The organism is Pseudoalteromonas sp. SR43-3 (genome assembly GCF_014163875.1).
In the GTDB taxonomy this organism is placed as follows: Bacteria; Pseudomonadota; Gammaproteobacteria; order Enterobacterales; family Alteromonadaceae; genus Pseudoalteromonas; species Pseudoalteromonas distincta.
This window is the reverse complement of sequence record NZ_JACJEC010000034.1, coordinates 1-11,034: the sequence shown is the minus strand read 5'-3', so window position 1 is coordinate 11,034 and position 11,034 is coordinate 1. Positions and strand designations below refer to the sequence as shown.

The following is an 11,034-nucleotide window of genomic DNA, read 5'->3' as shown; positions in this document are numbered from 1 at the left end:
GCCAAGCAAGTCATAAAGCTATGTAAGAGACGTATTACACAAAGCTATATAGAAAAAAGTTTAAAAAACTTTATTTTGAATTACGAAAAAGAGGCCGCTGGATAAAGTGGGGATCCCTCAGCCCGCAGGGCAGCGCATGTTTGGCATTAATGCTGCGTTATCGCCTATTTATGGCGAATAACCACACTACATAGGCGCTGCCTTGCCTAAAGACCAAACATACAGCTGCAAAATTAATCACGAAAGGTCAACACACACTAGCTACTAGATTTAAGCTGGGCTAATGAGTGGGTAAATACAACGATGCTTGATAAGCTATGAAATAGGAGTTTTACAATATAATTCAATAAGTTTATAAATTTGTTTTATTTTCAAACACAAATTTTAGGCACAAAAAAAGGAGCTAAAAAGCTCCCATTTCTATAATCTAGTTCTTAACGACGTAGGCCAAGTTCTTTGATTAGTGCAGTATAACTAGTGATATCTTTACCTTTAAGGTAATCAAGTAGTTTACGGCGAGTGCTTACTTTACGAAGCAGACCACGGCGTGAGTGGAAGTCATGCTTGTGATCAGCAAAGTGACCTTGAAGCTTGTTGATATCATAAGTAAGTAATGCTACTTGTACTTCTGATGAACCTGTATCGCCTTCTGCACGTGCAAATTTAGCAATGATATCGATTTTTTCTTGATTGCTTAGTGACATAGTAACTCCAAAAATTAAATTTAAAAGGTGTCTTAGCCGATCACTAATTCAGCCAAAACGATTAAGCCGGCGTATTCTACCAACTGTGGGAATAACTACAAGTTAATTATTCCCATCTACAACTAATAAGCCACTGCTGGGCACACTAATTGCTTATTCAGGCTTTACGTAATCATCTTGCTGGCTAGCAAGACCACGTTTAACCTTTAAATGGCCACTTGAGTTGCGCTCGCCAGTACCAATAAACACACCATCCGCAACAACTTTAATTGCCCCCTCAGGTAAAGCTTCAGGTAACTCGACTGCTTGCCCATGACTAAATACTTTGCCCTGCTCTTTCGAAATTTCAATAACAGGTAAATCAGTTAAAGCAGTGTCTATAGGTAATAACAACGCGTCTAAATAAGTAGAAGGCGCAAGCTCTTCTGCTTTCGCTTTAGCAAGCAACGCTTCAATTTCATCAAGCGAAACCATTTTATCTGCCGGATACTGACCAACAGCAGTTCTGTGAAGCATTATAACGTGTGCGCCACACCCTAGGTTTTCGCCCAAATCATCAACGATTGTACGAATATACGTCCCTTTTGATACATGAGCCGTCATTTGTAATACGTTGTTTTGTTCATCAAATTCGTCAAACGATAAGCTAAACACATTTATTTTTCTGCATTTACGAGGGACTTCAATACCCTCTCGTGCGTACTTATATAATGGTCTACCTTGATACTTAAGTGCTGAGTACATTGATGGATATTGATCTGACTCTCCAACAAAAGCTGCAATTTCTTTTGTTAACTGCTCACGCGTCACATTCACATCTTTCGTGCTTACGATTTCGCCATCAGAATCTGATGTTGTTGTACGCTCACCCAGTTTTGCACGAACGATATAGGTTTTATCTGTATCGAGTAAAAACTGCGTAAACTTAGTCGCCTCACCAAAACAAATTGGCAGCATACCTGTAGCAAGCGGGTCTAAAGCCCCAGTGTGGCCAGCTTTTTGTGCAAAATAAACACCTTTCGCTTGCTGCAGAGCTTTATTTGATGAAATGCCTTGCGGTTTGTTTAACAACAAAATACCGTCAACTGCACGGCCTTTACTGCGCTTTGCCATCTGTATCAGTGCCTTCTTCGCTATCTGTATCTTCTACGTGCTTACTACTTTGTTCACTATCTGAAATATCAGCATCAACACTTTCTACATCTTCATCGACATGCTTTGCGTTATCTTCGCGGATAATAGAATCCACTAAATTAGAAATACGCATACCTTCCATCAGTGAATTATCAACTACAAACTTTAACTCAGGCATTATACGAGCACGAATACGCTTACCAAGTAACGAGCGAATATAACCCGTTGCTTCATTAAGTACTTTAGCGCTTTGCTTAGCTGCATCTTCATCTTGTGTGTTAAACACAGTGATGAAAATTTTGGCATAAGATAAATCACGCGATACTTCTACCGCTGACACTGTCACCATACCTAAGCGTGGATCTTTAATTTCGCGTTGTAAAATTACAGCAATTTCTTTTTGGATTTGCTGTGCAACACGATCAGTGCGAGAAAATTCTCTCATTGCATTTGTCCTAAAATCATAACTTATTGAAATTTAATAATAAGCTAATTAAATAATGGATACACAAATGGGGGCTAAGCCCCCATTTATTAGTTTAGCGAGCTAACAATTAAAGAGTACGTTGTACTTCAACTGTTTCAAATACTTCGATTTGGTCACCAACACGTACGTCATTGTAGTTCTTAACGCCGATACCACATTCCATGCCGTTACGAACATCAGCAACATCGTCTTTAAAGCGACGAAGTGACTCAAGTTCACCTTCATAGATAACCACGTTTTCACGTAGTACACGGATTGGAGCGCTACGTTTAATAACACCTTCAGTAACCATACAACCAGCAATTGCGCCAATTTTTGGAGACTTGAATACGTCACGAACTTGCGCAAGACCAATGATTTCTTGTTTAAACTCAGGTGCTAGCATGCCTGACATTGCTTGCTTAACTTCTTCGATTAAGGCATAAATTACGCTGTAATAACGAAGGTCTAAGTTTTCAGTATCAATCACTTTACGAGCAGAAGCATCAGCACGAACGTTAAAGCCAACTACAATTGCGTTAGACGCTGCAGCTAGTGTCGCATCAGTCTCAGTAATACCACCAACACCAGAACCTACAATCTTCACTTTCACTTCATCAGTAGAAAGTTTAGTTAGTGAATCAGAGATTGCTTCGATAGAACCTTGAACGTCTGCTTTAAGTACCACGTTAACTTCAGAAACATCACCTTCAGTCATGTTAGTAAACATGTTTTCAAGCTTAGCTTTTTGTTGACGTGCTAGTTTAACATCTCGGAACTTACCTTGACGGTATAAAGCAACTTCACGCGCTTTACGCTCGTCTTTAACAACAGTTGCTTCGTCGCCCGCAGCTGGAATACCAGAAAGACCTAAAATTTCCACTGGAATAGATGGACCTGCCGACTTGATGTCTTTACCGTTTTCATCGCGCATTGCACGAACACGGCCATACTCAAGACCACATAATACAATGTCACCTTGGTTAAGCGTACCAGATTGAACAAGTACTGATGCAACTGGACCGCGGCCTTTATCAAGACGAGATTCAATTACAACACCTGCAGCCATACCTTCGGTAGGGGCAGAAAGCTCTAAAAGCTCAGATTGCATAAGTACGGCTTCAAGAAGGTCATCAATACCTAGACCAGTTTTAGCTGAGATATGAACGTACTGCGTATCGCCGCCCCATTCTTCAGGGATAACGTCTAGCTGAGCTAGTTCGTTTTTAACGCGATCTGGATCTGCGCCTTCTTTATCCATTTTGTTTACAGCAATGATTAAAGGAACGCCAGCTGCACGTGCGTGCTGTACCGCTTCTTTAGTTTGTGGCATAACACCATCATCTGCTGCAACCACTAAGATTACGATATCTGTCGCTTTAGCACCACGAGCACGCATTGATGTAAATGCAGCATGTCCTGGAGTATCTAAGAAGGTAATCATATTGCCGTTTACATCAACATGGTATGCACCAATATGCTGTGTAATACCACCGGCTTCGCCAGAAGCAACCTTCGCAGAACGAATGTAATCTAGAGTCGATGTTTTACCATGGTCAACGTGACCCATTACAGTTACTACTGGAGCACGAGGCTCTGACTTACCATCTTCATGGCGGTCGTTAAGTACTGTTTGCTCTAATTCGTTTTCTTTAACAATGATAACCTTGTGACCCATTTCTTCTGCAACTAGTTGTGCAGCTTCTTGGTCGATCACTTGGTTAATAGTAACCATGTCACCCATTTTCATCATTGTTTTAACAACTTCAGCGCCTTTAACAGCCATGCGTGATGCAAGCTCAGCTACTGTAATTGTTTCGCTAATACGCACTTCATTTTTAACATCAACAGTTGGTTTTTGGAAACCATGCTGCAGCGATGCTGGTGCTTTTAATTTAGACTTGTTACGGCCTCTTGACGCTGCAAATTTATCTTTTGCTGGCGCTTTTTTCTTTTTCTTAGCACGGCGAGTGCCTTGCTCATCACGAGCATCGGCAACATCTTCTGCTTCACGTGCATAAGTCGAAGTCGTAAGATGGTGATCCGCTGTTTCTTCGCGTTTCTTACGTTCTTCTTCTTCTTTCTTCCAGCGTGCTGAATTCTCTTCAGCTAGCTTTCTTGCCTCTTCTGCTTGACGTTTCGCTTCTTCTTCAGCTTTCTTCAATGCGGCCTCTTCTGCTTCTTTTTGCAGACGCTCAGCTTCTATGCGATCTTTCTCAGACTTAGCACTTTGCTCTGGGGTCATCTGCTTTTGTTTCGCTTTACGCTCTGCATCAGCTTTGCGTTTAGCTTCTTCTTTGGCTTTACGGTCAGCTTCTTCTTTCGCTTTACGTTCTGCCTCTTGTTTCGCTTTTAATTCTGCGGCTTCTTGTTCAGCTTTTTGTTGCTGTTCAAGACGGGCTTTTTCTTCAGCGGCTAAGCGTGCTTGCTCTTGTTCTTGTTCCATTGCGCTTTTCTTCACGTAGGTACGTGTTTTGCGAACTTCAACTTGAACATCTTTAGCTTTACCCGTAGAACCAGTCACACTTAATGTGCTTTTGCTCTTACGTTGTAAAGTCATACGCGCTGGGCCATCTGAACCTGTACCACCATGATGCTTGCTTAAATGATCAAGTAACGTTGCTTTTTCAGCTTCTGTTACGTTATCAGTTGCTTGCTTAGTGATACCTGCTTGTGAAAACTGCTGTAGCAATTTATCAACAGTTGTACCTATATCGCCGGCTAGTTTTTCAACATTTACTTCTGCCATAGTGTGTAATACCTCCGTTAATAAATTACTCGTCTGCAAACCAACAAATGTTTCGTGCAGCCATAATCAGTTCACCCGCTTTTTCAGATGAAAGTTCTGTGATATCAACTAATTCGTCAATACCTTGCTCTGCCAAGTCTTCAAGTGTAACAACACCTTTGCTTGCCATAACAAATGCTAAGTGACGCTCTAAGCCTTCAAGCGCAAGTAAGTCTTCAGCTGGCTCTGCGCCATCTAAGCTTTCTTCCGTTTTAAGTGCTTTAGTTGTCAATGCATCTTTTGCGCGTGAACGCAATAAATCTACAGTCTCTTCATCAAGACCATCAATTTCTAAAAATTCAGACGCAGGTACATACGCCACTTCTTCAAGTGTCGAGAAACCTTCGTTAATAAGTAATGATGCAAACTCATCATCTATATCTAAATTTTCAGTGAATAAGTTAAGTAACTTATCAGATTCAGCTTCATTTTTGGTACGCATGTCTTCAACAGTCATTACGTTTAGTTCCCAGCCAGTTAATTGGCTTGCTAAACGAACATTCTGACCATTACGACCAATTGCTTGTGCTAGGTTATCGGCTTCTACAGCGATATCCATTGAGTGAGTGTCTTCATCCATTACGATTGAAGCAACTTCTGCTGGCGCCATTGCATTGATAACAAATTGTGCTGGGTTGTCATCGTAAAGTACGATATCAACACGTTCACCACCAAGCTCAGACGATACAGCTTGAACTCGTGCGCCACGCATACCAACACATGCACCAATTGGATCAATGCGTTTGTCGTTAGATTTAACAGCAATTTTAGCGCGTGAACCTGGATCACGTGCAGCTGCACGTAACTCAATCATCTCTTCGCCAATTTCTGGCACCTCAATGCGGAATAATTCCATTAGCATTTCAGGTTTAGAGCGCGTTACAAATAATTGTGCACCGCGTGCTTCAGGTTTAACTTCATATAAAAGACCACGGATTCGATCACCCGGGCGGAAGTTTTCACGTGGCAACATGTCATCACGGTAAATTACCGCTTCTGCGTTGTTACCTAAATCAAGTACGATTGCATCGCGAGTTGCTTTTTTAACAACACCCGTTACCAGCTCGCCTTCTTGATCTTTGTATGCTTCAACAACTAAAGCGCGCTCAGCTTCACGTACTTTTTGTACGATAACTTGCTTAGCCATTTGTGTTGTAATACGGTCAAATTTGATTGAGTCAATTTGCTCTTCAACATAATCACCCATTTGCAAATCAGGTTCTTCAACCTGTGCTGCTTCTAGAGTGATTTCGCTGTATGGGTTCTCTAAAGAACCATCTTCTAATACAGCGGCAATTTGCCAGCGACGGAACGTATCGTAATCACCGGTTTTACGGTCAATTGCTACACGTACTTCAATTTCGCCATCGTGTTTTTTCTTTGTCGCTGTCGCTAGAGCGAACTCTAGAGCTTCAAAAATCTTTTCTTTTGGAACCGCTTTCTCATTGGAAACGGCTTCAGCAACCAATAATATCTCTTTTGCCATGGGTAATGCCTCGCTTGCCCTATTCCTTCGCACTCGAATTTAAAACTTCGCGATTAAATTCGCACGTTCGATGTTACTAAGCATGATCAGATGCTCTGCACCATCGCTAGATAGTGTGATCATATCGCTGCTAACTGCTACTAAGTCGCCTTTAAAATTACGACGACCATCCTGTGGAAGTTTAGTACGCACGCGTACTTCCTCTCCTTGCGCCTGCTCGTAGTGATCTTGTTTGAATAATAGACGATCAACACCAGGAGACGATACTTCCAAATCATATTCATTTGTAATTGGGTCTTCGACGTCTAAAATCGCACTAATTTGGCGACTGGCATCCGCACAGTTATCAACTGAGATCCCATCCTCATGAGCAATATATACTCTTAAGGTAGAATGGCGACCCGCTTGTACAAATTCAAGACCATGCAACTCAAAGCCTAACATTTCTACCGCAGGCGTTAACATGGTTACTAAATCTTGTTCAAGTTTTGTCACGAAAATCCTCCATACAAACAAAAAAAGGGCTTATAGCCCTAAAATACTGAGTTTAAATTTTAATTTGATAGCAATTGCCACAAATCGTAAGGTGCAGATACAACAACGCCCCGAACCAAGCGGGGCGTCACACCAATAAAGCATAAAACTGTGTGGCCGAGGGCCAAGCTTGGTTGCGAGTCAGTAAACTGACCTAATTAAACTACATAGCCTAAAACGCAAAACGCGCATTACTTAGAATGCGCGATATAAATTAGTAAGGTAATACCTACTAGTAGAATTGGTTGCGGGAGCCGGATTTGAACCGACGACCTTCGGGTTATGAGCCCGACGAGCTACCAGACTGCTCCATCCCGCGCCAATAGATATCAAACCTTAAATTTAATATCGCTGTTAGCTGTTATACAACACGCTAAACAATGGCCGCTATTATAAGGATGTACAGGATAATTAGCAACTATAATACGCAATTAGTTTATAAAATTTGCAATTCGTCAAGATGCTAATTTAATGTATATGTAAGTAACATAAGTAATCAGCCAACTTTATAAAATTCCCATACTTGAGTCATAAAATGTAGTAGCTTATTATTTCAGGATAAAAATCAGATAAACTGAAGTTTAATAACTCTTAAAATACGTTTTAAAGGCTCACTAATTACCAGAAAGTAAATAGATATAACAAAAAGCCATACTTTCACACTAAAAAAACGTGCAGAATTTGAACTGCCCGCTATAATCAACTTTATTCCTACTTGATAATAATAGTTATTACTCACTGCAACGAGATAAAAATGAATCAACAACAATCAGCATTATTAAATAACTTAACAATTATTAAGCCTAACTTTCATGCGTTTACGGCTAAGTTTCATAGTAAATTAGCCCAATCTAGTATTGAGATGAATTACCCGACGGCCTTACAGTTTAACGAAAAGAGCTTTACCCTCTTTTGCGTGTTAGAACGAATTGTTAAACATTTAGATAAACCAGCATCGGTAGCTCCCTTTTTAGCTCACCATTTAATGTATCTAAAAAAAAGCGGCGCTTCACACAGTGACATTGCCCTTTTATCTAACGCTTTTTACGAAACCCTTGAAGAGCACCTTGGTAAACATTTTACTACTGAGAGTCAGCTCGCTTGGAAAAAAGCGCTTAGGTACTTTGAAAGCTTTGCAAGCAATGTTCTTTTCAACGTTACCAATGTGGTTTCGTTACAACAAAGAATGCAGCAAAAGCAAAGTAATAAAATTTAGATATTCAATTGGGGGGGAGACTTAATTTACTTAATCTCCCCTTAATTATGCTCATTTTAACACCATGGTCAAAAACGCCTCGATATGCGGTTAAACTTTTTTGCCCTATTGCTAACAGCACAATGTATTGCGTTATTTACCGCCTCTATTCGTTTTACTAATCTATTATTAAACTCAAGAAACAACTAATCCCAAGCATTAAAAACAGCAAACTATTGTCGTTATGCACTTAATTACTCCTATTTGCTTGTTGTAAAATATTAAAACGATCGTTTAATTAACTATGCCCGTATAAAAAAATTTGGCTTTACTATGACCTATCACAAAACACTTAGATTAATACTAGGCGATCAGCTAAACCCATCTCATTCATGGTATAAACAAAAAGACGACGACACGCTTTATCTCATCGCAGAATTAAAACAAGAAACCGACTACGTTAAGCATCACATTCAAAAACTGTGTGCTTTTTTTAATGCTATGGAAAACTTTGCAACTGCATTAAAAACGGCAGGTTTTGATGTTTTGCATTTAACACTTGACGATACCGCTGACGACAAAGACTTAATTGAATTACTCAAGCGAATTTCCGATAAATACCAATGCGAAACTATTGAATATCAATACCCTGATGAGTTTAGGCTTAAGTCCCAATTAGCTAAGTTTAAAAGTGATGGCTCATTTGATGTAATTGCCACAGATACTGAACATTTTTTATTACCGTTCACTGATATAAAAACACGCTTTACAAAAAACAAGCATGTGACAATGGAGCACTTCTATCGTGCTATGCGTAAGCAGTTTAATATATTAGTTGATGATACTAAGCCAACCGGTGGCAAATGGAATTTTGACAGTAATAATCGTAATAAATTTTCCAAAGCTGACTTAGCGTGTATACCAAAACCTAAGCTATTCAATAATAATGTCAAGAGCATCATTTCTCGCTTAAATAAGCACAAGATCGTTTACTTTGGCGAAATAGCCGATCAGAAACTAGAGTGGCCAACAACGCGTAAACAAGCCATTGAATCTCTCGAATACTTTTGCGAGCATTTACTTAGTTGCTTTGGTCACTTTCAAGATGCGATGACAGATCAAAGTAAAAATAATACCAGCTTGTACCATAGCCGATTATCGTTTGCCCTAAACGCAAAAATACTCCACCCGTTATATGTAATCAAACGTGTAATAAGAGAATACGAACAAAGACCCAGTGAAATATCCCTCTCGCAAGTAGAGGGCTTTACTAGGCAAATATTAGGTTGGAGAGAATATGTACGTGCCATTTATTGGATTAACATGCCCGACTACGCTGTTAAAAATCAACTACAAGCCAAAAACACACTACCATCTTATTTTTGGAACAGCTCTACAAAAATGAATTGCCTAAGCCACTCATTAAAACAAAGCCTTGAAACCGCTTATGCCCACCATATTCAACGCCTAATGGTTATTGGAAACTTTTGCATGCTTACAGGAATAAACCCTGATGACGTAGATAATTGGTACCTAGGTGTTTATATCGATGCCATAGAGTGGGTAGAGATGCCCAACACCCGAGGAATGAGCCAGTTTGCCGATGATGGAATAATTGCGACTAAACCTTATGCTGCAAGCGGTAACTACATTAATAAGATGAGCGATTACTGCAAAAGCTGTCAGTACGATGTAAAACAAAAAGTAGGTGATAAAGCTTGCCCGCTAAATAGTCTGTACTGGCATTTCATGAATAAACACAGAGACAGGCTAGAAAAGAACCCTCGTATTGGTATGGTATATAAAAACTGGGATAAACAAGAAAAAACACTCCAAGAACAAACGCTGCAACAAGCAATCTACTACCTTAATAATTTAGAAGCGCTGTAAACAAAAAAGCCGCCTCGAATGAGGCGGCTAAGTAATCAGGGGAATATGTACTTTAGAAGATTATTTACCTTCTATTAGATTGCTATTACCAATTTCAATTTTACGTGGTTTTAGCGCTTCAGGGATTTCACGTTCTAAGTCAATACTTAGTAAGCCATTGGCTAAATCTGCGCCAAGTACTTTTACATGATCTCCTAACTGGAATTTACGTTCAAAGTTACGCTCAGCAATACCTTGATGAATAAATTTACGCTCTGCGTTTTCATCTTTATTTGCTTTAGTACCTGTAACTTTTAATGTGTTATTTTCTGACTCAATGGTTAATTCGTTATCGCTAAAACCGGCAACGGCCATAGTGATTCTGTATTTGTCTTTATCGAGTGCTTCTATGTTGTAAGGAGGAAAACTTGGCTGCTTATCTGTATTAGCTGCCGCATCCATAAGTGATGCTAAATGTTCGAAGCCGATAAATGAACGATAAAGTGGTGATAAGTCTACTGTACGCATAATAATATCCTCATATTTAAGCGATATTTTGCATGTGCTTTTCTATTGAACAAGCTCAAGCAAAGTTTAATTAATAATATAAATTTCAATTATTTAAGTTTAATTTAGGACCCATCAGGCGTCCTACTTAACTATATATGGACGGTAAAATTGTTTTCAAGAGATTAATTTTAAAAAATTAAAAATAAATAAAAAAAGGCACTAAAAAGCTGTCTCTTGATCACAAGTCTGACTCAAGAGATTTTGCTAAATCGTAGCCTTCCAGGATGGCTTGTAACTTAAGCCATCCTTGCCATAACACTTTCACAGATGCACGCCCTGTGCGCTTGG

The 11,034-nt window shown here is 39.6% G+C and carries 9 protein-coding genes and 1 tRNA gene; 2 read left to right on the top strand and 8 right to left on the bottom strand.

The genetic code is table 11. The annotated features are described in order from the left end of the window. Positions 1-434: 434 nt before the first annotated feature. The 7 genes from rpsO to H5088_RS19935 form a co-directional block, all read right to left on the bottom strand. On the bottom strand, positions 435-704 hold the full coding sequence (rpsO, locus tag H5088_RS19965) for a 30S ribosomal protein S15 (protein WP_002958490.1): 270 nt from the start codon (positions 702-704) through the stop codon (positions 435-437). A gap of 153 nt (positions 705-857) precedes the next feature. Beyond that, positions 858-1,817 (bottom strand): tRNA pseudouridine(55) synthase TruB, encoded by a 960-nt coding sequence (gene truB / locus H5088_RS19960; RefSeq protein ID WP_024595969.1) that lies wholly within the window; start codon positions 1,815-1,817, stop codon positions 858-860. Beyond that, the gene (rbfA, locus tag H5088_RS19955; protein WP_182754387.1) at positions 1,801-2,283 is read right to left on the bottom strand and encodes a 30S ribosome-binding factor RbfA; all 483 of its coding nucleotides are present in this window, start codon (positions 2,281-2,283) and stop codon (positions 1,801-1,803) included. Before rbfA ends, truB begins: the two co-directional genes overlap by 17 nt. Positions 2,284-2,392: 109 nt before the next feature. After that, a complete protein-coding gene (gene infB / locus H5088_RS19950; RefSeq protein WP_002958484.1) occupies positions 2,393-5,053 on the bottom strand; it encodes a translation initiation factor IF-2 in 2,661 nt (886 codons plus the stop codon). Between the two features lie 25 nt (positions 5,054-5,078). After that, positions 5,079-6,578, bottom strand: coding sequence for a transcription termination factor NusA (nusA, locus tag H5088_RS19945; protein ID WP_002958483.1), 1,500 nt, complete (start codon positions 6,576-6,578; stop codon positions 5,079-5,081). 39 nt (positions 6,579-6,617) lie between these two features. Next, a complete protein-coding gene (gene rimP, locus H5088_RS19940) occupies positions 6,618-7,073 on the bottom strand; it encodes a ribosome maturation factor RimP (protein ID WP_002958482.1) in 456 nt (151 codons plus the stop codon). A 281-nt stretch (positions 7,074-7,354) separates the two neighbouring features. Further along, positions 7,355-7,431: transfer RNA gene (locus H5088_RS19935), tRNA-Met, on the bottom strand. A 435-nt stretch (positions 7,432-7,866) separates the two neighbouring features. On the opposite strand from H5088_RS19935, the gene H5088_RS19930 reads away from it, so the two are divergent. Together H5088_RS19930 and H5088_RS19925 are read left to right on the top strand one after the other, a co-directional pair. Next, complete coding sequence (locus H5088_RS19930; RefSeq protein ID WP_002958480.1) at positions 7,867-8,328, top strand: globin domain-containing protein; 462 nt, start codon at positions 7,867-7,869, stop codon at positions 8,326-8,328. Between the two features lie 312 nt (positions 8,329-8,640). Next, positions 8,641-10,197 carry a cryptochrome/photolyase family protein gene (locus H5088_RS19925; protein ID WP_182754384.1) on the top strand — a complete coding sequence of 519 codons (1,557 nt, stop codon included), beginning with the start codon at positions 8,641-8,643 and terminating at the stop codon, positions 10,195-10,197. 60 nt (positions 10,198-10,257) lie between these two features. Here the strand turns inward: H5088_RS19925 and H5088_RS19920 are convergent, their stop codons facing one another. Continuing rightward, a complete protein-coding gene (locus H5088_RS19920; protein WP_024595972.1) occupies positions 10,258-10,704 on the bottom strand; it encodes an Hsp20 family protein in 447 nt (148 codons plus the stop codon). Positions 10,705-11,034: the final 330 nt, after the last annotated feature.